Origin of the sequence: Turicibacter sp. GALT-G1 (assembly GCF_025594995.1) — a bacterium.
Classification (GTDB): Bacteria; Bacillota_I; Bacilli_A; order MOL361; family Turicibacteraceae; genus Turicibacter; species Turicibacter bilis.
The window spans coordinates 1-25,193 of the sequence record NZ_JAMQUS010000015.1; the positions used below are offsets into that span (position 1 = coordinate 1).

General features: G+C 35.6%; 21 protein-coding genes. 2 read left to right on the forward strand and 19 right to left on the reverse strand.

Annotated elements, in window-relative coordinates:
* Positions 1 to 155 precede the first annotated feature (155 nt).
* The 6 genes from NEH74_RS03150 to folE form a co-directional block, all read right to left on the reverse strand.
* Entirely contained in the window at positions 156 to 884 is a 729-nt protein-coding gene (locus NEH74_RS03150; RefSeq protein ID WP_055243121.1) for a zinc metallopeptidase, read from the reverse strand.
* A 101-nt stretch (positions 885 to 985) separates the two neighbouring features.
* Positions 986 to 2,236: a tetratricopeptide repeat protein gene (locus NEH74_RS03155; RefSeq protein WP_055243123.1), complete on the reverse strand. Its 1,251-nt coding sequence runs from the start codon at positions 2,234 to 2,236 to the stop codon at positions 986 to 988.
* Between the two features lie 11 nt (positions 2,237 to 2,247).
* Positions 2,248 to 3,519, reverse strand: a complete 1,272-nt coding sequence (aroA, locus tag NEH74_RS03160) for a 3-phosphoshikimate 1-carboxyvinyltransferase (RefSeq protein ID WP_055305495.1) — start codon at positions 3,517 to 3,519, stop codon at positions 2,248 to 2,250.
* Positions 3,510 to 4,589 (reverse strand): 3-dehydroquinate synthase, encoded by a 1,080-nt coding sequence (gene aroB, locus NEH74_RS03165; RefSeq protein WP_055243127.1) that lies wholly within the window; start codon positions 4,587 to 4,589, stop codon positions 3,510 to 3,512. Before aroB ends, aroA begins: the two co-directional genes overlap by 10 nt.
* Entirely contained in the window at positions 4,589 to 5,740 is a 1,152-nt protein-coding gene (aroC, locus tag NEH74_RS03170) for a chorismate synthase (protein WP_055305496.1), read from the reverse strand. Before aroC ends, aroB begins: the two co-directional genes overlap by 1 nt.
* A gap of 11 nt (positions 5,741 to 5,751) precedes the next feature.
* On the reverse strand, positions 5,752 to 6,315 hold the full coding sequence (folE, locus tag NEH74_RS03175; protein WP_055243131.1) for a GTP cyclohydrolase I FolE: 564 nt from the start codon (positions 6,313 to 6,315) through the stop codon (positions 5,752 to 5,754).
* 212 nt (positions 6,316 to 6,527) lie between these two features.
* Here folE and NEH74_RS03180 point away from each other — a divergent pair, with 212 nt between their 5' ends.
* Entirely contained in the window at positions 6,528 to 6,683 is a 156-nt protein-coding gene (locus tag NEH74_RS03180; protein ID WP_262941070.1) for a hypothetical protein, read from the forward strand.
* 211 nt (positions 6,684 to 6,894) lie between these two features.
* Here NEH74_RS03180 and NEH74_RS03185 read toward each other — a convergent pair whose 3' ends face one another.
* The 11 genes from NEH74_RS03185 to NEH74_RS03230 form a co-directional block, all read right to left on the reverse strand.
* Positions 6,895 to 8,286, reverse strand: coding sequence for a glycogen synthase (locus NEH74_RS03185; RefSeq protein ID WP_055277641.1), 1,392 nt, complete (start codon positions 8,284 to 8,286; stop codon positions 6,895 to 6,897).
* Between the two features lie 3 nt (positions 8,287 to 8,289).
* Positions 8,290 to 9,555 (reverse strand): glucose-1-phosphate adenylyltransferase, encoded by a 1,266-nt coding sequence (locus NEH74_RS03190; protein ID WP_055305497.1) that lies wholly within the window; start codon positions 9,553 to 9,555, stop codon positions 8,290 to 8,292.
* A gap of 326 nt (positions 9,556 to 9,881) precedes the next feature.
* Entirely contained in the window at positions 9,882 to 13,457 is a 3,576-nt protein-coding gene (gene nifJ / locus NEH74_RS03195; RefSeq protein WP_262941071.1) for a pyruvate:ferredoxin (flavodoxin) oxidoreductase, read from the reverse strand.
* Between the two features lie 514 nt (positions 13,458 to 13,971).
* Complete coding sequence (locus tag NEH74_RS03200; protein ID WP_262941072.1) at positions 13,972 to 15,729, reverse strand: NADH-dependent [FeFe] hydrogenase, group A6; 1,758 nt, start codon at positions 15,727 to 15,729, stop codon at positions 13,972 to 13,974.
* Positions 15,730 to 15,740: 11 nt separating this feature from the next.
* A complete protein-coding gene (gene nuoF, locus NEH74_RS03205; protein WP_262941073.1) occupies positions 15,741 to 17,561 on the reverse strand; it encodes an NADH-quinone oxidoreductase subunit NuoF in 1,821 nt (606 codons plus the stop codon).
* A 27-nt stretch (positions 17,562 to 17,588) separates the two neighbouring features.
* Positions 17,589 to 17,957: a (2Fe-2S) ferredoxin domain-containing protein gene (locus tag NEH74_RS03210; RefSeq protein ID WP_262941074.1), complete on the reverse strand. Its 369-nt coding sequence runs from the start codon at positions 17,955 to 17,957 to the stop codon at positions 17,589 to 17,591.
* A gap of 23 nt (positions 17,958 to 17,980) precedes the next feature.
* The gene (locus tag NEH74_RS03215) at positions 17,981 to 18,526 is read right to left on the reverse strand and encodes an ATP-binding protein (protein ID WP_262941076.1); all 546 of its coding nucleotides are present in this window, start codon (positions 18,524 to 18,526) and stop codon (positions 17,981 to 17,983) included.
* 672 nt (positions 18,527 to 19,198) lie between these two features.
* Positions 19,199 to 19,525, reverse strand: a complete 327-nt coding sequence (locus NEH74_RS03220) for a hypothetical protein (RefSeq protein ID WP_156343909.1) — start codon at positions 19,523 to 19,525, stop codon at positions 19,199 to 19,201.
* A gap of 421 nt (positions 19,526 to 19,946) precedes the next feature.
* Positions 19,947 to 20,423, reverse strand: coding sequence for a complex I 24 kDa subunit family protein (locus tag NEH74_RS03225; protein ID WP_055243151.1), 477 nt, complete (start codon positions 20,421 to 20,423; stop codon positions 19,947 to 19,949).
* Positions 20,424 to 20,761: 338 nt separating this feature from the next.
* Positions 20,762 to 20,848 (reverse strand): YjcZ family sporulation protein, encoded by an 87-nt coding sequence (locus NEH74_RS13680; protein ID WP_082427822.1) that lies wholly within the window; start codon positions 20,846 to 20,848, stop codon positions 20,762 to 20,764.
* A gap of 82 nt (positions 20,849 to 20,930) precedes the next feature.
* Positions 20,931 to 21,023: a YjcZ family sporulation protein gene (locus NEH74_RS03230; protein WP_082411206.1), complete on the reverse strand. Its 93-nt coding sequence runs from the start codon at positions 21,021 to 21,023 to the stop codon at positions 20,931 to 20,933.
* Positions 21,024 to 21,209: 186 nt separating this feature from the next.
* Between NEH74_RS03230 and NEH74_RS03235 the strand changes: the two genes are divergently transcribed.
* On the forward strand, positions 21,210 to 22,733 hold the full coding sequence (locus NEH74_RS03235; protein ID WP_262941077.1) for a peptidylprolyl isomerase: 1,524 nt from the start codon (positions 21,210 to 21,212) through the stop codon (positions 22,731 to 22,733).
* Positions 22,734 to 22,772: 39 nt separating this feature from the next.
* On the opposite strand, the gene NEH74_RS03240 is transcribed toward NEH74_RS03235, so the two are convergent.
* Positions 22,773 to 23,702: a 3'-5' exoribonuclease YhaM family protein gene (locus tag NEH74_RS03240; protein WP_262941078.1), complete on the reverse strand. Its 930-nt coding sequence runs from the start codon at positions 23,700 to 23,702 to the stop codon at positions 22,773 to 22,775.
* A complete protein-coding gene (gene hemZ, locus NEH74_RS03245; protein WP_055275687.1) occupies positions 23,692 to 25,170 on the reverse strand; it encodes a coproporphyrinogen dehydrogenase HemZ in 1,479 nt (492 codons plus the stop codon). The genes NEH74_RS03240 and hemZ overlap by 11 nt, the downstream gene beginning before the upstream one ends.
* Positions 25,171 to 25,193: the final 23 nt, after the last annotated feature.

Genomic DNA, 25,193 nt, shown 5'->3' on the forward strand with positions numbered 1-25,193 from the left:
TAAATCTTACAAATAGGTAAGTTATTCACGAGAGCTACATATCATTAACAAAAACACCAAGAAACGGAATTCGTTTACTTGGTGGCTGAATAGTTACTTTTATTTTACTACAACATAAAAAAAGTCATCAAACGTTAAGTTTGATGACTTTTTAATTAATCGTTATTGCGTGAATTAAAAATCATGATTAAACGTAATAATTCGGCAATGGCCACCACAGCTCCCGCTACATACGTTAATGCTGCCGCCGTTAACACTTTACGTGCCCCTGCTTTTTCTTCGTTACCATATAAAATATTCATTTCTGATAACTGAGCAACTGCACGAGTTGATGCATTAAACTCAACAGGTAAAGTCACAATTTGGAATAACACGGTTACGCCAACTAAAATAATCCCAAGTAATAAAAATGATGAACCACCAAAAATAAATCCTAAAAGAATGGCTAAGTAACCAAACTTATTGGCAAAATTTACGACTGGAAACATTGCTGAACGGAATTGAAGTGGTGCATAGGCATTCGCATGTTGAATCGCATGTCCACATTCATGAGCAGCAACTGCTAAAGCAGCAATCGATGTTCCATGATAAATATCACGTGATAAACGAACTGTTTTACGACTTGGATCATAATGGTCACTCAAACGACCACCAACCTCTGTCAAATGAACATGTTGTAATCCATTTCGATCTAGGATACGACGTGCCACGTCCGCTCCAGTTAAACCTGATGAAGCGCGAACACGTAAGTATTGGTTAAACGTCGATGATAAATAACCTTGGGCTAACATCGGGACGATTAATGCTATCAATAAATAAATTAAATACGATGAATCGAAACGCATCCCATATCCACCGTAATATCCACCATAATATAAGAACATTGTTCAATCACCTCTACTAGAATTTCTTTAAGATGTATTATACACCATTTAAGGTTTTGTCATCAGATTGTAAAAACCATTTTTTGAGTTTTATACAATTCTTACATTAAATTCTCTAGTAACTCTCGAGCCGGTGTTAAACTTGGATCAATATTTAAAATTTTCTCAAGTTGTTTCGCTGCCTCTTCACGACGTCCTTCTTCCATTAAGAATTGCGCATAATCAAATAAGAAATCAACATTTTCTCCATAGTTGACGAATGCTTTCTCAAAGTATGAAGCCGCTTCATCATACTCCTCTAATTCTAAGAAAGCAATCGCTAAATCCCAATCAAATCGGTCATCAAATAATCCGTTTTCTTCATAATGTTGAATATTTTGAACGACTTCTTCAAAGTCTTCTAACACTAAGCAAATACGGTTACTACGAAGTGCTGCTTCTAAATCTTCTGGATCTAAGTTTAAGGCCTCATAATAAGCATCGCGCGCCCCTTCTAAATCTTTTAATTTCTCTAAAGCCAATCCTTTTAAGTAGTGTAACTCGGCATTGAATTCATTATGTGTTATCCCTTCTTGAATCATTTCAAGTGCTTTTTCATAATCTTCTTCTTTTAGATAGATTTTTGCTAACAATGGATAAATTGTATCATAGCTTGAATCTAATTCTTTTAAATCATGAAACACGCGCTTAGCTAATGAGTAATCGTCGACTTGATAAGCAAGGAATCCTTTATTAAAAAGTTGATCCGTATTCAACTTACCAAAATATTTTTCTGATAAATCGAATTGTTCTAATGCTTTCTCAAATTCTCCAATATGGCTGTAGCACGTTGCTAAACGGTCATACACATTAATGTCAGCGTTTAATCCACATTCAATTAAATCTAAGTATAAATCTAATGCTTTTTCAAATTCTCCAATGTGATGATAAAACTCAGCATAAGCTAGTTTAATTAAATCGTTATGAGGTTCGAGTGATATAGCTTTCTTTAACTTATCTTCAGCGACTTCAAATAATCCTTGAGCGATGTACATATCTGCTTCGAGTAAAAGAACACTCGCATTCGTTTCTTCATCGCTACCCGCTAATAAGTCAAGTGCTTTTTCATCCTCAGCTAAATCTAAATATAAATCCGCTAAGAATGTTTTTAAGTTGACTTCATTTGGATATTTTACTAACAATGGTTCAACTAACTCAATCGCTTTTGAGACATGAGCAATCGCCGCGAAAATTTGAGCAATAATGAAGATTTCATCATCATTAGCATCAAACGCAAAATGTTGCATCTGCTCAATCGCCTCTTCTGTCAGTTGCCCTTTCTCATATAACTCAATAAAATATTCAATTGACATTTATAACACCTCTAATTTCCTAATAACACATTTAGATGTTTTAAGAAGTCTGGATATGAAATCTCCATTGACTCAACATCTTCAATAATGAGTGGTTCATCGATTAATAACGAAGCCACACAGAGCATCATCGCAATTCGATGATCTTTATGACTTGAGACTGACGCCTGATTAAACGAACCTTCCGGCTGTCCTGTGATTATCATTCCATCATCAGTACTTTTTATTTCGGCGCCAATTGCTTTTAGCTGGTTGACGGTCACATCAATACGGTTCGTTTCTTTAACCTTCAACTCCTCAGCATCTTTAATGACTGTTATCCCTTTTGCACGTGTGGCAAGTAACGCTAAAATAGGGATTTCATCAATTAAGCGTGGAATCATATCGCCTTCAATCGTCGTGGCAACTAAGTCTTTCGTGTATTGAATATGAAGATCAGCGACTGGTTCACCACCAAAATAACGTTCATTGACTAATGTAATCTTTCCATTCATCGCTCGAATCACATCAATAATTCCTGAACGTGTCTCATTAATTCCGACATTTTCAATCATTACATCACTACCTGGAACCATTAATGCCGCTACGATAAAGAACGCTGCAGAGGAAATATCACCCGGTACAAAGACTTCCCCTGGTGTGATCGGCATCTGTGGTCCTTGAACCGTAATCATTCGATTCACTTTATTATAGGCAATTTGGAAATCCTCAAACATTTTTTCCGTATGATCACGCGTCGGAATTGGTTCATGAATCGTCGTCACACCTTGAGCTAACATCCCAGCTAACATAATGGCAGACTTCACTTGGGCACTTGCAACGGGAAGCTCATAAGAAATTCCCGTCAACTGATGACCAGTAATTGTAGCAGGTAATGTAGCATCATTTTCTAGCGTAATATTAGCCCCCATTTGTGAAAGAGGGAGAGTCACTCGTTTCATTGGGCGCTTCGATAATGATTCATCACCAATTAACGTTAATGTAGCAGGTAAGTTGGATAGTACGCCCATCAATAAGCGTGCGGTTGTTCCAGAATTTCCGGCATCTAAAATTGACTGATCATAACAAAAACTCTCTAACCCCGGGCTCGTGATTATTAAACAATCCTTGCTTAATTCAGACTTCACACCAAATTGTTTAAAAATTTCTAGCGTACTAATACAGTCTGCTCCTAGTAATGGCTCGTGAATTCTTGTCGTCCCTTTGGATAAACTACTAAAAATAATGGCACGATGAGTAATTGATTTATCTCCTGCTACTTTAATGCTTCCCTTTAATGACATACTCTCACCTCTTTTGTCATTTCATTTAAAAATTGTTGTAACATTGGCTTTAATTCTTCTTCGCTAAATGTTACTAAAACAGGATTGCCTACCTCTTTTAATAAAACAAAACGGATCTGATGTTGTTCATTCTTTTTATCATGTAACATGTAGTTCATATATTGTGTTGCACGATCTGCTTTTAAGAATAGGGGAAAGTTAAGCTGTTTTAAATAAGATATGTAATCATCTATCGCTAAATCAATCTTAAATGTTTTCTTACTTAAATATAGCGCAAATATAATCCCAATAGCGACAGCTTCACCGTGTGATAAGCTTTTCTCATCGAGTTCAATCGCATGGCCAAACGTATGGCCAAAGTTTAAAAAAGCACGACTTCCTTTTTCAAACTCATCCATTTCAACCACATTCTTTTTAACCATCAGACTTTGCATTAGTAAAGCAGCAAAGATTTCTTCCTGCAGTGGGTCTAATGTATGAAACGACATTAACGTCTTCAATAGTACCTCATCTGAAATGAAACCATGCTTCACCATCTCTGCTAACCCACTTCTCCACTCTTTATCCGATAACGTTGCTAACAATGGCAATTCGTAGATGACAGCTTTCGGTGGATAAAAGGCACCAATTAAATTCTTTCCAAGCTCATGATTAATCGCGACCTTTCCACCGACCGCACTATCATGCGCCAGTAAGGTGGTCGGAACTTGAATAAAATCAATTCCACGCATATACGTTGCGGCAACAAATCCAGCTAGATCACCGACGACTCCACCACCAAAGGCTAATATTAACGCCTTACGATCAACTTGATTTTGAATCAGAAACGTTTGAATCGCATGATACACCTCGAAACTTTTTGATGCTTCTCCTGGTTTGATGACATATACTAAGGCCTCTTTTGATAAAACATGCGCTAACGTTTGATAATGTAACTCATAGACAGTTTCATCTGTAATGACAACTACTTGTGTCGCTTTTTGGATGAATGGCGTTAACTCATTTAAACAACCATCACCAATATAAATAGGATACTCCCCTTGATGCGTTTTAACTTGTAATTGTTTCATTAAAAATCCCTCATTGCTTCACGGTGACATTTTACAGCTTTAATTAAAGGTGACATTTGGTTAGATTGGAATTCTTCTAATATCTCCTTTGCTAGTTCAAAGGCTAAAACTGATTCTAAAACGACACCCGCAGCGGGAACCACGCAACTATCTGAGCGCTCAATCATACTTTCCTCCACTTCTTTCGTATCAATATGAATCGAGTTTAATGGCTGATATAACGTTGGAATTGGTTTGATCATCGCCTGCACCACAACTGGCATTCCATTCGTCATACCCCCTTCAAATCCACCATAATGATTACTCATTCGCGTAAATCCTTGATCATATGAGATTTGATCATGGACTTCACTTCCAAAATGAGAACTCGCCATCATCGCATCACCAAAATAAACCCCCTTAACTGATTGTACCCCCATAAAGGCTGCGGCAATTTTAGCGTCTAATTTTCGATCAAATTGAACATAACTACCAAGACCTGCCGGTACATTTTCAGCTAATACTTGAACAATCCCTCCGACTGAATCACCTTGCTGTTTCGCTTCATCAATATGTTGACACATTTGAATCGAAAGGTCTGAATCAACACAACGAACAGGCGAATTAGCAATCGCAGCTTGAATAGTTGAAATTGTTGTTGGATAATTCGTTACTGATACTTTCCCAATTTGTAAAACATGAGAAATAACCTCAATATCTAACGCTTTTAAAATCTGTTTAGCAACGGCTCCAACTGCAACACGAATCGCTGTTTCGCGTGCAGATGAACGTTCTAAAACATTTCTTAAATCTCGATGCCCGTATTTCATTGCCCCAACTAAATCAGCATGGCCTGGTCGTGGCACTTTTTTAATTTCATAATCATGCTCATCAATCGGCTCAATCGCCATGACATGACCCCAATTTTTATTATCCTTATTTTTAATGACAAGTGTAATTGGGGATCCAAGCGTAACCCCATGACGGACACCACTTGTAATCTGCACTTGGTCACTTTCAATTTTCATACGGTCGCCACGTCCATATCCTTGTTGACGGATCCTTAAATCTTGATTAATCATCTCTGCTGTTAAAGTAAGTCCTGCAGGGACTCCTTCAATAATTGCTGTTAGCTGTGGTCCATGTGATTCTCCACTACTTAAATAACGCATATCGATGACTCCTATCCTTTAATTAAATTTAATACTTCCTGTCTCATTGCTAAATCTTCTTTAAAAATTCCAGTGCTATAGATTGTTTTGGTCATAGCTCCCGGTTTTTTAATGCCACGCATTACCATGCACATATGCTCGGCTTCAATAACAACCATCACACCTTTTGATTTAATCGCATTAGCAATCGTATCCCCAATTTGTTTTCCCATACGCTCCTGAAGTTGTGGTCGACGTGAAACAACATCTGTTACACGAGCAATCTTACTTAATCCCACTACCTCATTATTCTCAGGATAATACGCCACATGAACTTTCCCAAAGAACGGTAATAAATGATGTTCACACATTGAGTGGAAGACAATATCTTGTACTAAGACATATTGATCATATTCTTCACTGAAATAAACTTGTAAATGTTTTGAAGGATCTTCATGTAATCCACCGAAAACTTCCTCATACATACGTGCTACACGTGCTGGTGTATCAACTATTCCTTCTCGATCTGGATTTTCTCCAACGGCTTCTAAAATCATTCTTACGGCCGTTTCAATTTTATTTTTATCCACTGACATATTATCACCTTTTTACATAATCATTCGACATTTAAGTATATATGCTATTTTACCATAATCTATATTGAAAATGATTAATATTTTACATTTAGAGTATCAGACTTCACCCCTTAAAATTTCATTAATTCTGACCAACTATATATAAACCCCAATAAGTTTTTCATAACGTAAAAAATAAAGCCCTGCCAATGGAGGATACATTTTCTGCGAAAATGGCAGGTGACCCAGCCCTGCCAATGGAGGATACATTTTCTGCGAAAATGGCAGGTGACCCAGCCCTGCCAATGGAGGATACATTTTCTGCGAAAATGGCAGATGACCCAGTCCTAGCAGTAAAGGAATGGATTTCTTCAGAAATCGCTAGGTGACCCATCGCTACCCTAGTTCGCCTTTCTATCAAAAAGACTTGCGTACTAAGCCTGATTGTTAGAATATGAAATATATTTCGCTATTTATATAGAAGCAAAAACAGATATTTCACATCCACTTTTTAGTTTTTGCTAAATGCCTAAAGTTATCAAAAAAGTAACAAAAAAGCATAAAAGCAAGATAGATTGCTTTTATGCTTTTAATGTCGTATTAAAACATAGATTGGTAGAGTTCAACATAACGATGAGCCGAATGCTCCCAAGAGTAATCTCCAGTCATTCCTGTCACCATTAATTGATGCCAAACTTCTTTGTTATGATGATAATAATCTAATGCTCGACGAATGGTATATAACATATCATGCGCATTATAATTGGTAAAGCTAAATCCATTTCCTTCACCAGTAGCTTCATTATAGGAATGAACCGTATCATTTAATCCACCTGTTTCACGAACAATCGGAACTGTTCCGTATCGCAGTGATATTAACTGTGATAAACCACATGGCTCATATAATGATGGCATTAAGAACATATCACTTGCACCATAAACTAAGTTTGCAAGTTTTCCATTATATCCTAAATAAATCCCCACCTGTTTCGGATACTTATCTCGAATCCATTGGAAATACTGTTCATACTTTGCCTCTCCAGATCCGAGCAAGAAAAATTGAATATTATCGTAAATTAATAACTCTTCTAAAACACAAGTAATTAAGTCTAATCCTTTTTGTGAATCTAATCGTGTGACAATTCCAATCAACGGAATATCAGCATTGATTTCTAAATTAAAACGTCTCTGTAATTCTTCTTTATTTTTAAGTTTCAATTCTAATGTCTCTTCGGTGTAAGGTGAAACAAGTGCTGTGTCAACCGCTGGATTAAAGATATCAGTATCAATTCCATTAACAATTCCACTCAAATCAGATTGACGCATACTTAAAATATGATTTAAATTTTCCCCATAGAAATCCGTTAAAATTTCTTTAGCATATGTCTCACTAACCGTTGTCACCTTATTTGCATATTGAATCCCTAACTGCATATAGTTAATATTTATATCATCAAATCGATAGCCTAAATGGCGAACGGCATGTGAAGTGAATTGTCCTTGGAAACGTAAGTTATGAATCGTATAAACTGTTTTAGTATTGTAATAAAACGGATCGGCATAATAACGCTGATCCATAAAAAATGGAATTAACCCCGTCTGCCAATCATTCGTATGAATAATATTTGGCTGAAAATTAATATTCTTTAATAAGCGCAGGGTAACTTCACAGAACATAGCAAATTGATAATCGCGATCTTCACACTCATAAATAGAATGTCGGTTTGAAAAAAGTGGTTCAAATATTAAGTAATATTTAACCCCCTCTAACTCAACACAATTAATCCAAAATAGTTTGCCCATAACCTCAACATTGGTTACCCAATATGCACCTTTTAACATTCCCTCAGGGATTTGTTTATAACCTGGTAAAATAACACGAACATCATGGCCTTGTTTAACTAGTGCTTTTGGAAGGGCATAAGCTACATCAGCTAGCCCTCCTGTTTTAATAAATGGATAAACTTCAGATGAAACAAATGCAATCTTCACGGTTTAAGCCTCCTTTGCAGGATAAACCGTGCTACCACAAGCTATAATTTTGTCACTAAAGTCTGTCTCAGCAACATGCGGAAAAATACGAACATTACGTTCAATAATTGTTCCCTCAGGAATATGTACCCCTTTACCAATAACATTTAAGCCACTTGATAATACTTTTGGTTTTTCTTGATTTGGACAAACATTAGATCCACGCCCAATGATACTTCCTTTACCAATAACACAGTTTTTATCAATAATAGCTCCATCAATGACACATCCCTCTTCAATGATGGTATCATTCATAATAATACTATTACGAACAATAGCATTTGGATGAATATGAACACCTGGACTTACTACGCATTTAGTCACAGATCCGGCAATAATTGAACCATTTGAAATCAAGCTTTGACAAACTTGAGCCTTTGAACCAAATTTAGCAGTTGGTTTTTCTTCACTCTTTGTATGAATAACCCAATCTTTATCATACATATCTAATTGAATTTTATCGACTGTTGTTGTTAATTCTAAATTAGCCTCTAAATACGACTCGTATGTTCCAACATCTTTCCAGTAATCACGGAAGCGGTAAGAATAAACATGTCCATTCTCAATTAAATGAGGAATAACGTCACTTCCAAAATCTAAACCAACCTTTTTAAGATGTTGTAACGTATTAATTAATACATCCGTTTTAAACACATAAATCCCCATCGATGCTAGATTACTCTTAGGCTCTGCTGGTTTCTCAGCGAACTCTACAATACGTCCATTTTCATCATCTGTTAAAATTCCAAAGCGAGACGCTTCACTCCACTCAACTTCTTGAGCACAAACTGTTACATCTGCACCTTTCTCAATATGTTGTTGGATTAATGGACGATAATCCATTTTATAAATATGATCCCCTGATAAAATTAAAACGTTGTCCGGATTCTTACGTTTAATATAACTAATATTTTGTAAAATCGCATCTGCTGTTCCTGTATACCATTGATCTGATGAATGACCTTCACATGGTTGTAATAACGTTACTCCCGTATTTTTACGATCAAAATCCCATGCTTGACCTAATCCGATGTGTTCATTTAATGATAATGGTAAATATTGGGTTAAAATTCCAATATCGTATATTCCTGAATTTGAGCAATTACTCAATACGAAATCGATAATTCTAAATTTCCCTGCGAAAGGCACACTCGGCTTGGCTCTTCCAAGTGATAAAATGTCTAGACGTGATCCACGTCCACCTGCTAAAATCATAGCTAAAGTTTTCATCCTAAAATCCCCCACTTCTATCTTTTAAGCTGTATATTGATTTATTTTATTCAACACTTTTTTGAACACTCTAATACTATCACGCGATATTTGGTATTTTTATCATCTTTTGTCATATAGTTCACAAAAATTATGATTTATCGTAACCCGTTACACAACACCCCGAGTGTAAGCGTTATTTAATCCCAGTTTCTATTATTTCTAAAACGATTCGACACTTTTTGTTATGTTGTGTCGAGTTGTTATTAGTTGTTTTTTCAAGCCATTTCACATCACATATCAATAAAAAAAGCTTATCGGATTTATCCGATAAGCTTTTTTAAAAATTATTCTGCTGATTCTTTTTCTTCTACAACTTCTACTTCATCAGAGAAATCTAATGCAGCCATACGTTGTAATTGACGGAAACGACGTTGTGAGTCACGACGATTTGCTTCTAATAATTCTTCAGCATGCTCTGGGTTAATTTTTGTAACTTGAGCATAACGAGCTTCACTCATTAAGAAGTCTCGGTATTTATCCCAGTTTGGTGCTTTAGAATCCATTTGTAATGGGTTTTTACCTTCTTCTAATAATTTAGGATCGAAGCGGTATGTTGGCCAGTATCCACATTCAGTCGCTAATTTAGCTTGGCTCATTGAGTTTGCTAATCCACCTTTAATACCGTGAGCGATACATGGTGAGTATGCGATAACGATAGATGGACCTTGGTGTTTTTCAGCTTCCATCATTGCTTTAATAACTTGAGCTTGATTTGCACCATGAGAAACTTGAGCAACATAGACGTGTCCATAAGACATTGCGATTGCTGCTAAGTCTTTCTTCTTACCACTCTTACCTGCTGCTGTAAACTTAGCGATTGATGCAGCACGTGAAGATTTAGATGATTGTCCACCTGTATTTGAGTAAACCTCAGTATCTAATACTAAGATATTAACATCTTCATTATTAGCGATAACGTGGTCTAATCCACCATATCCGATGTCATAAGCCCATCCGTCTCCACCGATAATCCAGTTAGACTGTTTAACGATGTAATCTTTTAAGTCCAAAATTTCTTTAACTGCTTCATTTGAAGAATTTGCAATGGCAACTTCTAATTGAGGTGCTAATGCTTTTGTTACTTCTCCACTATGACGGTTTTGTAACCATTTAGTGAATAATTCAGATAATTCAGCCTCAACTTTATCCATATTTTCTTCCATTAATAATCCAATACGGTTACGTAATGTTTCAGCTGCAATATGCATACCGAATCCAAACTCAGCATTATCTTCGAATAATGAGTTTGCCCATGCTGGTCCATTTCCTTCAGCATTTTTTGTATAAGGTGTAGCTGGGAATGATGCCCCATAGATTGATGAACATCCAGTTGCATTGGCAATTGTCATACGATCTCCAAATAAACGAGTTAATAATGTGATGTATGGAGTTTCCCCACATCCAGCACATGCTCCTGAGAATTCGAATAATGGTTGAGCAAATTGTGAACCTTTAACTGTTGTTTTTGGCATTAAATCATCTTTGTATGTGACGTTGTTGAAGAAGTATTCAGCACGATCGACTTGTCCTGCTTCTAATTCTTCACTAATTGGAACCATAACTAATGCTTTGTTTCCTTTTTTACCTGGACAGATATGCGCACATACTTCACATCCTGTACAGTCTAATGTTGATACTTGGATACAATATTCTAATCCATCTAATCCTTTACCAATTGCTTTTAATGTACGTGTTCCTTCTGGAGCTTGCTCCTTCTCAGCTTCTGTTACTAAGAATGGACGGATAACTGCATGAGGACATACGTAAGCACATTGGTTACATTGGATACAGTTTTCTTCAATCCATTTTGGTACAAAGTTAGCAATTCCACGTTTTTCATACGCAGCCGTACCATTTGGCATTGTTCCATCTGCATAGTCTACGAATGCTGATACTGGTAATGTGTCACCTTTACTATGGTTGATTACATCAGCGATTGTTTCAACAAAGTGAGGGCGGCCTTCTTTAACATGTGCTTCTTCTGGTGTTAAGTTGGCCCATGCTGGATCAACAGTTACCTCAATTAAACCTTCAGCTCCTTTATCAATAGCAGCAAAGTTCATTGCGATAATTGCTTCTCCTTTACGTGAATATAATTTCTCCACGTATTTTTTCATTAATTCTTGAGCACGTTCATATGGCATGATTTGCTCATTTAATTTGAAGAATGCAGATTGCATAATTGTATTAGTACGACGTCCTAATCCAATTTCTTTAGCTAAAGTTACGGCATCAATGATATAGAACTTAGCATTTTTCTCTGCTAATTGCTTTTTGAAGCTATTTGGCATATGGTTAACAATTTCCTCTGCTGAGTGAACAGTATTTAATAAGAATGTTCCTCCTTGACGTAAACCGCTAATCATATCGTATTTACCAATATATGTATCCATTGAACATGATACGAAGCTTGGTGTTGATACTAAGTATGGTGCACGGATAACATCCTTACCGAAACGTAAGTTAGAACGTGTTAAACCACCTGATTTTTTAGAATCGTATGCAAAGTAAGCTTGTGCATATAAATCAGTATTTTCACCGATGATTTTGATTGTGTTTTTATTAGCTCCGATTGTTCCATCAGATCCTAATCCGAAGAATAATGCTTCTGTTACATCATCTCCTAAAACCATTACCTCATTATTTACAGGTAATGATTTGAATGTTACGTCATCGACGATACCTACTGTAAAGTCATCTTTCATTTCCCCAGCTAAGTTATCATAAACAGCAACAATATGAGATGGTGTTGTATCTTTTGATGATAATCCGAAGCGTCCACCTATGATTTTCGGTGCATTTTCACGACCGTGGAAGATAGAGCGAATATCTAAGCATAATGGCTCACTAGTTGCTCCTGGTTCTTTTGTACGGTCTAATACAGCGATACGTTCTACTGTTGATGGTAATACGTTGAAGAAGTATTCTGAGCTGAATGGACGATATAAGTGAACAGTGATAACCCCTACTTTACGTCCTTCATTTTTAATTAAATAATCAACGGTTTCTTTAATTGTTTCTGTGATTGATCCCATTGCAACGATGATTTCAGTTGCATCTTCTGCACCATAGTACATGAATGGTTTGTATTCACGCCCTGTGATTTCAGCAATTTTTTCCATGTAGTCTGCTACAATTGCAGGTACTGCATCAAAGTATTTATTTTGAACTTCGCGTGTTTGGAAGTAAACATCATCATTTTGTGCTGACCCTTTTGTTACTGGGTGATTTGGATTAATTGCACGTGCACGGAACTCACGTACTTTATCGTAATCTAATAATTTTCCTAAATCTTCATAATCCATTACTTCTACTTTTTGAATTTCATGTGATGTACGGAATCCATCGAAGAAGTGTAAGAATGGAACACTTGATTTAATTGCAGCTAAGTGAGCTACCCCACCTAAGTCCATAACTTCTTGTACTGAGCTCGTTGCTAACATAGCAAATCCAGTTTGACGTGCTGCATAAATATCTTGGTGATCACCAAAGATTGATAATGATTGTGCCGCAAGCGCACGTGCAGATACGTGAATAACACCTGGTAATAATTCTCCAGCAATTTTATACATGTTAGGTACTTTTAATAATAACCCTTGTGATGCAGTATAAGTTGTTGTTAATGCACCCGCTTGTAAAGAACCGTGAACTGTCCCAGCAGCTCCTGCTTCAGATTGCATCTCAACTAATTTTACTGGTGCTCCAAATAAATTTTTCTTACCTTGTGAAGCCCATAAGTCTGTATATTCTGCCATCGGAGTCGAAGGCGTAATTGGATAAATCCCTGCTACTTCTGTAAATGCGTAAGAAACATACGCTGCTGCCTGACATCCGTCCATTGACTGGAACACTTTAGACATAACATTAACCTCCCTAATTAAATCGTATAAATAGAAATATCTTCATTATACTATACCTCATTCATTGGAACAATAATAGTAAAATGCTTTTATAACTATTTTTAGCAATTTTTAACATTATAATCAAATTGTAATTTTACCCCTATCCCTTCTATTAAAAGGTATAGATAATCTTAATATCAATTAGCCTAACTTTATAATCTTTTAATTTAAACTTATTAAATTAGGTCATTTTTGATTGCTACTTTATCAGTATACCTAATCTTTTTAAAGTCTCAAAGACATTTGCTTTTATTTTTAAACATTATAACCATTTTATCTTTATTCTTAATTTTTGAATCTTCAAAAGAAATGGGGTTTGACAATTTCTTTCTATTGAAACTATTCACTCAATTCTTAAAATTAACTAGTCCCCGTATAATTTAAACATCATTTTAAATGAGAAAATATTTTAAAAAAATCAAGAAACTATTTTGGTGATGAGCCTAATTTTTTAATGAAGAAGATTCAAGTATTATTGTGAGCTATACACGTCTTTTTTATGATAGGTTGTATGTAATAATTGATGAGCTTTATGACTATTTGGCGTACCAAGATACTCTTCATACATAGCTTTAATGACAGGATTTTCATGAGATTTACGAATTTGTCTTGCTTCATCATCTTCATAAAGAGCTTTAGCACGTTCAACACGAATATCTAAACCTGAATTATATAAATAAGCGGGAACATGAGGTTGTCCACCACCTGCAACACAACCACCACTACATCCCATCACTTCGACAAAATGATATTTTTTTTCACCACTTAAAATTTCATCCACAATATCAAGCGCTTGTTTTCCTCCATGAACGACCGCAACGTTCAAACTTAACTCACCTATTTGAATCGTTGCTTCTTTTAAACCAGCTACACCTCGAACAGCTTCATATTCAATTGCATCCAGCGATTGGCCACTTAAAACATCTGCAGCGGTTCTCAAGGCAGCTTCCATTACACCGCCTGTTGCACCAAAAATAGTTCCTGCTCCACTATATTCACCCAATGGATGATCAAAGTCTTCATCTGGTAAATTAACAAAATCTAACCCATACATCCGAATCATTCTTGCCAATTCACGTGTTGTAATTGAAGCATCTACATCTTGAATGCCATTCACGTTCATCTCTTCTCGTTTTAACTCTGATTTTTTGGCAATACAAGGCATAACTGACACACAGTAAATAGTAGTTGGATTAACACTATTTTTCTCTGCCCAGTAAGATTTTAAAATTGCACCAAACATTTGCTGAGGAGATTTACATGACGATAAATTCGGAATTATTTCTGGTCGATATTGCTCCACTAATCGAATCCAACCTGGTGAGCAAGAGGTGATCATCGGAAGTACTCCATCCTTATTAATACGTTCAATCAACTCATAAGCTTCTTCCATAATAGTTAAATCTGCACCAAAGTTCGTATCAAACACTTTACACGTTGGCCCACCAATACGTCGAAGTGAAGCTGCGATTTTACCATTTACTGGTGTCCCAAATGGTAATCCAAATTCTTCACCAAGTGCTGCACGTACAGCAGGCGCCACCTGAAAGACGACAATTTTATTTGGGTCATTAATCGCTTGAATGACTTCTTCAATATTTGAATGTTCCGATAAAGCAGCTGTTGGACAAGCATTCACACATTGTCCACAATGGATACATCCAGCCTGATCCATACCCATTTCAAATGCTGGCCCAATATATGTCTTAAATCCGCGTTGATTAAATGCTAACACTTCAACTCCTGCTTTTTCACGACAAGCAGCGATACAACGTCCACATAAAATACACTTTGATGTATCACGTACAATTGAGTAAGAATCATCACGATAAATTGTCTCACGACGCTCTCCTTCAAATCGATCACTCTTACAGTTTAAATCATTTGAAAGTTGTTTCAATTCACAATTATGATTACGATTACACGTTGTACATTCAATATTATGGTTCGCAAGTAATAATTCAACCGTTGTCTTTCTCGCATTTAAAATTCGCTTAGAATGAGTTAAGATTTCCATTCCCTCACTAACTTTCATATTACATGCTGTAACTAATGACCGAGCACCTTTGACTTCCACAACACAAACACGACATGCTCCCGTCTCATTTAAATCTTTTAAAAAGCAAAGTGTTGGAATTTTAATTCCCACTTCCCGTGCTGCTTCTAAAATCGTATATGTATCTGGAACAACATATGGCATCCCATTTAAAGTAATATGAACTACTCCCATCTTTCCTCCTCCTATCGCTTAATAATCGCACTAATTTTAGTCGGACAAGTTGCCATACATGCCCCACACTTAATACAATCGACTTTATTAATCACATGACGACGTCGGCCGGTTTTGGCATTTACGACTTCTCCAATTGGCTTAATACATGCAGCCGGACAAGATTTAGCACACATTCCACACCCAATACATTTTTCAGTGATATAGTACTCTAATAACTTTGAACAAACACCAGCTGGACAACGTTTATCAATAACATGGGCCAAGTATTCATCTTTAAAATGATGCATTGTTGATAAAACTGGATTGGGTGCTGTCTGACCTAAACCACATAATGAATTAGCTTTAATGTAATCTGCCAATTGTTCTAATTCATCTAAGTCCGAAAGTTCACCTTTTCCTTCTGTAATCTTATTCAAAATTCCCATCATACGCTTTGTTCCTTCACGACAAGGTGTACATTTCCCACATGATTCATCACATGTAAAATCTAAATAAAAGCGTGCAATATCAACCATGCAGTTATCTTCATCCATAATAATCATTCCACCTGATCCCATCATTGAACCAAGTGCCACTAGATTATCGAAATCAATTTCTGTATCTAAATATTCTTCTGTTAAACAACCACCTGAAGGTCCTCCAGTTTGAGCAGCTTTAAATTTCTTACCATTTGGAATTCCTCCACCAATACCATAAATCACTTCTTTTAGAGTCGTTCCCATCGGAATCTCAACTAATCCAGTATTATTAATTTTCCCACCTAAGGCAAATACTTTCGTTCCTTTTGAACGCTCAGTCCCAATACTAGAAAACCAATCTCCACCTTTTAAGATAATTTGTGGGATATTAGCATACGTTTCAACATTATTTAATAAAGTCGGTTTTTCCCATACCCCTTTAACAGCTGGAAATGGTGGACGTGGACGTGGCATCCCTCGTTTCCCTTCAATCGACTCAATTAAAGCTGTTTCTTCTCCACAGACAAAAGCTCCTGCTCCTAAACGTAATTCAATATCAAAATTAAATCCTGTATTAAAGATATTTTCTCCTAACAATCCATAGTCATGAGCTTGCTTAATGGCAATACTCAAACGCTTAACAGCAATCGGGTATTCTGCACGAACATAAATATATCCTGTATCTGCCCCAATAGCATAACCAGCAATTGTCATAGCTTCTAAAACAGCATGAGGATCTCCTTCAAGAATCGAACGATCCATAAACGCACCTGGATCTCCCTCATCCGCATTACAAGCGACATATTTTTTATCACTCTTTGACTTATACGTAAACTCCCACTTTAATCCGGTTGTAAAACCTCCGCCTCCGCGACCACGAAGTCCGGACTTTTTCACTTCGGAAATGACCTCTTCAGGTTTCATTTCAGTTAAGACTTTAGCTAATGCCATATATCCATCATGCGCAATATATTCATCAATGTTTTCAGGATTAATTTTTCCACAATTTCGTAAAGCTAATCGCGTTTGTTTAGCATAAAACTCTACTTCATTAACTGATTTAATCTCCCCATCTTCAATGGCTTCTTTAAATAATAAGTCTTTAATGATTCGTCCTTTTAAAAGATGTTCCTCTGCAATTCTCTTCGCATCACTTACTTGAACTTTTGAGTAAAAAGTTCCTTCTGGATAGACAATCATAATCGGTCCCGCTTCACATAAGCCAAAACATCCAGTCATCACCACTTGAACTTCCTGCTCAAGCCCTAGTCGCTCTAACTGTAACTCCAATTCCTTTTTAATTTCTCTTGATTTAGAAGATGTACAGCCCGTTCCCCCACAAATCAAGACGTGTGAACGATAATATGACATGAATCCCCCTCCTTTTGTTTAAAAGTATTAATTTAAGCTTGCATCAATAGTAAATTCAGATACGACATTTCCATTCACTAAATGTTCTAATACGACACGTCTCGTTTTTTCAGGCGTCATATGAACATAGGTCGTTTTCTCCGATTCATCATATACCTCAAATATTGGTTCATACGCACACATGCCAACACAGCCCGTTTGAGTGATCATTACCTCTTCTAAATGACAGTTATTCACCTCTTGAATTAATGTATTTAAGACAGATCGTGCACCAGCCGAAATTCCGCATGTTCCCATCCCGACGACAACTCTTAACTTTGAATCCTCTTGATTTCTTAACTGTAAATTTTTTAAAGTTTGTTCACGAATCTGTTCTAACTCTTTTAACGTCTTCAAAGTAAACCCCCTCCTAATCATTTTTAATAAGATGTAAAAGAAAAATCTCCCGCTTCTAACTCTTTTTTCATCCACTCTATAATAGCTGAATGATTAATTGGAACTTCTCCAATTACTTGCTTAATAGACTGTGTCTTAAATTGATATTCACACTCCTCACTTCGATGAGTGTAATTAAAATCAATGATGGGTTCTAAATAGATTAGCGAAATTAATGTGTTATGAATATCGCCAAAGGGTGGTCGATCAATATGATCTAATCTTATTTTCAACGTTACCGTTGTTCCCACACCTAACTTCGAATCAATGAAAACATCCCCCTCACATCGACTAGCCATTGCCGTAAGTAGAGGAATGCCCAACCCAACCTTACGAGTCGCCCGCGTTGTAAAAAAGGGATCTCTGACCCGACCGATCATTTCTTCTGACATCCCCTGACCATTATCTTTAACCTTTATCATCAGGAGATTTTTTTGTTTAAACTCAATCACATTCATTTCAACCAATGTAGCCTGGGCTCGTATCGAGTTCATCGTTAAATCCAGAATATATAACGATAAGTCCCTCATTTGGTCTCCCCCTTTAAATTATTGGAAAATAATCGGTTATTCTTTGAAACTTCCAAATAATAAAGGGGTTCATTAGACAAGGATAATCCGAAAGCTCTGGTGAAAGTTGCCTATCTCCCTATTCATAAATTAAGAAATTAATTAAATTTCATCAATCCTTAATGCTCCTGGAATAAATCCTAACTTAATTAAACTATTATAAGCTAACTTATTGAGATGTGCTCCAACAACCATACCACCTAATCGGTGAACCTAGAAAATGACATCTTCACAAGTCAAATTCATTAATTAAATGAGTAACCATGGAAACTCTCAATTACCTCATTCTGATGATCGATTCACCACTGATATCCAAATAACTCTTCATTACTTTTCATTAAATTTAAATGGGATTCAATCAATATTCCAAAATAATCAGCTATCTCTAATGACTTAAAATAGCTCAATAAATCAACACCTTCTATCGTTTCAATTTCAATCCCAGGAATAAATAGGACCCCAACCTCTTCATCTACCTTTGAAACTACTCGTCAATTCCTTGTGCTATTATGATGAGTCAACGCGATTAAATCTAGCTGTTTCAAACTTCACATTAAAACAATATCATTAGGTACCATAAAATCATCAGCACAAGTTGATAAGATAAAGTAAATATGTAAGTATAATAAATGCTCATACCTCGATTAACTTGACGAGGTCAACCGCATCTAGAATGGATGAAATTAAAATAACTCCTCTTTCATTTGCCACATCGATTGTTTCCTGTGGAATGTCTACCCCTTCAACGACAATGACAGCACTCAAATTAATTAAAGAAGCAACAGCAATCACATTAGGATGGGCTTGAATCGTTAACCATATTTGGCCTGGTTTCGCTTTAGCCATGACAAAGCTCAATAAATCCCCCACATATAAGCCCGATACCGTTACCGAATGTAAATTAACTCCCTTACTTAGGACTCGAAATCGTGAGTCATATAAGATTTCATTAAACTTCACACTCATCATCTCTTTCTGCATGATTTAAGACCATGTAATGGCTCAAATACTTGATGTATCATGTATTAACCCTCTAGCAACGTCTTATTTTTCCCGCTAACTCTAACATGATTGGACTTGGTGGTTTCCCGCTCAACAAAAGTAAATAATTAATATCTAATATTTCTGTGGTTCGTAACGATTTAACATGTGCTAATCGTGTATGCAATACCACTTCTTAGTTAACGTAAGCTAACACATCGCTCATCAAATCACAGGCAAACGCACTTTCAATGCATATTCTAATTGATCAGCAGATCGTAATATAAAACATTCTGATTAAAAAATGAATAATGGTTGATATCTTCAACGTCCCCCTCAATCTCAATCAGGAAAGTTGATAATCACTATCGTTCGAATAACGCTTACACACATAGATATACTAATTGTACTTATTTAAAATTGATGATACTTGTGTAGGATCGACTTTCCCATACACATCGTCATCAATTGTAATGACTGGTGCTAATCCACACGCCCCAATACAACGGGTTGCAACTAATGAGTATTTTCCATCTGATGTAGTTTGATCGGGTTCAATTCCTAACTCTTCTTTAAGTTTCTGTAAAATCGCTTGTGCTCCTTTAACATAGCACGCTGTTCCTAAGCACACTCCAACAACATGTTCTCCTTTTGGTTCTGTAGAAAACTGAGAATAAAATGTAACGACACCATGAATGCGTGCAACTGAAACTCCTGTTTTATCAGAAATAAACTTTTGAACTTCTAATGGAATATAACCAAAAATATCTTGTGCTTCATGTAAAATAGGCATTAATCCATCCGTCTTATCTGAATGATTCTCAATAAACAACAATAACTTCTCAAAATTCTTTGGAGTTAAGCTTGAATGTCCCATCGTGACCTCCCCCTTAATTATTAAAGTCAAAGAGATTATATGCGAGTTAACCCTGGAATAATATGTATATTTTCATCTTTTATTCTCATTTTATTGACATTTTTATTTGATTTATAACCCTGATTAAATATTGACATAAAAGACAATAAAAGATCTTTTTCGCCACTCTAATCTCTTCACATCCTTTTAAATATATGTCTATTCTTATAAATTTAGACTTAAATCACAAAAAAGGACCTAACGGTCCTTTTTAATCGAGCATATTTTGAGCAATATATTTTGAAACATTCACTCATGAGTTCAATTACCTAAGATTCCTCGTATCACTCAAGTTATTTTTAGAAACTAAATCCACCACAGCAGCAGCTGATGATTACTAATAAAATGAATAATACTAAGATAAATGCACAATTATTTCCACACATAATAATTCGCTCCTTAACTAACTATTATTTAGGCTCTTTTCAGAGCATAAGATTTTTCTTCTATATCCAATCAATTCATTTCCTACCATGCACTAGATCCGCATCCCCAGCAGCATCCGATAATGACTAATAAGATAAATAAGACTAAGATAAATGCACAATTATTTCCGAACATAATCTCAACTCCTTTCCAGCTTTTCCACACAGTTTCCTGAGCTAATATATCCTATGAGTTTTTCACGATTTGGTTTATGTTTTTACTTAAATTCCACAAAAACCTACCAAAAATATGTTGTTACAAAATTTGAAAAATGATATGATTAAAAACGTTAAATCAAACAAAAAAGAGGATGTGAAAGTGATGAAAAAGTACTTCCTAGTAACAGCTGCACTTGCTACAACACTACTACTTGGTGCCTGTTCAAATAAAGATGAAATCGGTATGAAATTACCAAATGGAAACGACAATTTTATTACATCTGATGTGGCCAACATAACTAAACAACAAGTATTTGATGAAATGGTTACCGATGCTGGGTTATCTGCATTATTAGATTTAGTAGACTATGACGTCTTATCAACAAAATATGAAATCGATACAGCTAAAGTAGATAGCGCGATCGATATGTATAAACAAATGTATCCTGAATTTGAAGATTTCTTATTAGCTCAAGGATTCAAAAATGAAGAGGCATTACGTCAATATTTAGAATTAAACTTATATCGTGAAGCTGCTGCACGCGCTGCTGTTACAGTAACTGATGAAGAAATCCAAACAGCTTATGATGAAAAATACAAAAAAGATGAAGAAGCAGAATCAACTGAAGAATCAGAGTCAACTAACAGTGAGGAAACAAAGGAAATCCCAACACTTGAAGAAGTAAAAGATGAATTAACAGAAACATTAATTCAAAATAAATTAACAGATGAATTCATTGTGGCTACACTAGCAACTGAACGTGAAGCTGATGGATTTGTTTTAACAAATGATTTCTTAGAAACACAATATAAGGAAATCTCAACAACATACGAAGAATCAAAAGAAACAAATTCTTCAATCATCGCTAAAATCACTGACCATGAATATACAGTTGAACAACTATATGATGAATTAGTTCCTGCATATGGATTATCAGATGGAATTTCATTAGTTGATGAGCAAATTTTAGAGAAAAAATATCCAGTTGATAAAAAAGAAGTTAAAGAATTAATTGATCAATTCAAAGTTGCTTACGGAACTAACTATTATCAAGCCATGGAATCTGCTGGATTAAAAACAGATGAAGAAATTTATAATTACTTCAAATTAGCACAATTACAAGATGCAGCTTTAGCTGAAGCATATCCTATTACGGATGAAATGTTACAAAAATTATATGATGAAACATTACCTAAAATTAGCGCTCGCCACATTTTAGTTGCTGATGAAGAAACTGCAAAAGAAATCATTGCTAAATTAGATGCTGCAGAAGATAAAGAAGCAACATTCAAGGAATTAGCAGGTGAATATGGAACAGATGGAACAAAAGAAAATGGTGGAGATTTAGGAACATTCGGTCAAGGAGAAATGGTTGCTGAGTTTGAAAATGCAGCTTACGCCTTAGAAGTCGGACACTACTCTACGGAACCTGTAAAAACAAAATTTGGTTACCACGTTATCTATAAATATGCTGAAAATGAAAAAGCATCATTTGAAGACATGAAGGAAGAGTTAGAACAAACTGCTAAGAAACAAGAGTATACTCAATTACGTTTAGAAACACTATTAATTAAATTCCGTTCAGAAGCTAATTTCAAATTTACAGATGAATTTTTACAAAAACGCTATGAAACAATCGTAGCAAACATCGAAGAATCAGCTGCTCAAGAAGAAGCTGCAAAATAATAAAAAGAGTTAACGACTCAGTTGAGCCGTTAACTCTTTTTATTTATGATGATAAAAACGACGATTATCAAGCATTGGAATACGGTCACTCATTTGCCCTTCTTCACAATGTCTAAGGGCAACCTCAATGGCTGTCATTTTGGCTGAAACAACATCTAGATAATGTAACAGTTCAGCTTCGATAATCATTGGCTCTTTTGGTGAACCCCATTCTAATTTTCCATGATGAGCAATTACCATATGTTTTAAGAATAACACTTCTTCTCCATCATATCCTAATTCTTTTGACGCCTCATCAATCATCGATACCATCATATTAATATGCCCAATCATTAATCCTTCAAGTGTATACTCAGTTTTAATACATTGCTCATAGCTCATCTCAAATAATTTTCCAAGATCGTGTAATATAACCCCTGCATATAAAAGGTCTCGGTTAACTAACGGATATAAATCACAATAGGCTGACCCCATTTTTAACATTTCATAAACATGTTGGGCGAGTCCTGACATAAAAGCATGATGCATACGACTTGCAGCGGGATGAAGATAAAACTCTTGCTCATATTTTATTAAAAAATAATTAAGAATATCTTTATAATAGCCAGGTTTCATTTCATCTAAAAATCCTGTAATATCTGACTTCAAATTCTCTACTGTAAATTTTGAAGACTCTACATACTGAGAATAATCAACCTCTCCTTCAACCAATGAGACAGACTCAATATTAATTTGCTTCTGAGCATTATAAAGCTGTACTAGTCCTTTAACAGTTACAACTTGCCCTGCTTCAAAGGCATTTAACTCTTCAGGTTTTAAACTCCATTTATTCGCGAAAATAGAACCACTTTGATCAACAAACTCAAACTTTAAATAAGGCTTTTGAGCTGTTGTACGCCCGACATTGACTGATTTAATCATAACTGTTAACGTTGAAACTTCTTTAACCTTTAAATCTTTAATTTGCATGTGTATCACCTATTTCTAAACTTTCAATGAGTGTTTCTACTTTCTTTTGTGCATAAGTCTCATATGAATCAATATATGTTTTTAAATCTTTTGGATTATGAACCGATGTTCCAATTAAATATTTACTTGAAGCCCCGACCCCAAGTCCTAAAATATTTTGAGCTTCTTCCATGATTAAAATATTATAAATACTTTCCTGTCCCACCTTTGAATAACCGATATTCTCCATATTACCTGAAATATTTTTTTGTCGATATAAATAATAAGGGATATAATCATGAGCAGCAGCAAAATCATATGTCATTTGCCCCATTTCTTGTAATTCCTCTTTTGAGGCTGTTGTATACAATCCACGATTTTGAGTAATTTTCGAGCTTCGTTTAAAGGCTAACATATGAACAGTCAATGATTCAGGTTGTAGCTTTTCAATCTGCTCTAAACTATACGCTAAATCTTCTTTTCCTTCATTTGGTAGTCCGACAATTAAATCCATATTAATATTATCAAATCCATGTTCTTTAGCCATGTAATATTTCTCAATGACATCTTCTACTGTATGGTGACGACCAATTTCATCTAATGTTTTTTGTTGGAATGATTGCGGATTAATACTAATACGATGAATATTATATCGCTTTAACAACTCTAATTTCTCAGGTGTAATCGTATCTGGACGCCCCGCTTCGACTGTAATTTCACGAACCTCTTGTGAATTTGCAATGTTTTCATAAACTGTAATTAATAACTTTTCAAACTGCTCTGCGGTTAACGTCGTTGCTGTTCCTCCTCCAAAATAAATTGAAGTGACAGCTAATTGACGTTCTTTAATAAAAGCACCCACGATTTTAATTTCTTCAAGTAATGCTTCTAAAAATGGATCTACCCACTTTTTGAATGGTCCATGAGCATAAGCTGGGAATGTACAGTATGCACAACGTGTGGGACAAAATGGAATCCCAATATAAATACTCACTTCATTTTGAATCGTATGTAGGTCAGGAATCACTTTTAATTGATGATTCGCAACCTCTAGCAATAAATTAATTTTCTCATCTGAAACTAAATATTCTTCCTGCATATAATCTTTAATTTCTTGGTCGGTAAATCCACGCTTTTTCATTCCATGAACCAGTTTTGTTGGGCGCATCCCATTTAATAATCCCCATGATTGAACACGTCCAGTTTCACGTTGTAATAACAATAAATAAACAGCTAAATAAGCATATTTACGTGTCTTTGATTCATTCACTTCAAATTGTCGCTTAATCGTCTGCGTATCATCTTTCAAGGTTCCCGTCACCACAAGATAGTCACCATCAACCTCTTCTTGAAATTCAAACACTAATGCATACTCCTCTGCTTGGTTGATTGCAGAAGCTTGATAGAATGCTTGGTTTAAAACTTGCATTGAATTGAGAATTAATTCATCAACAACGCCTTCTACTTTAATATTCACTACTTCTGTCATGATGTGCACTCCATTTCTCAACA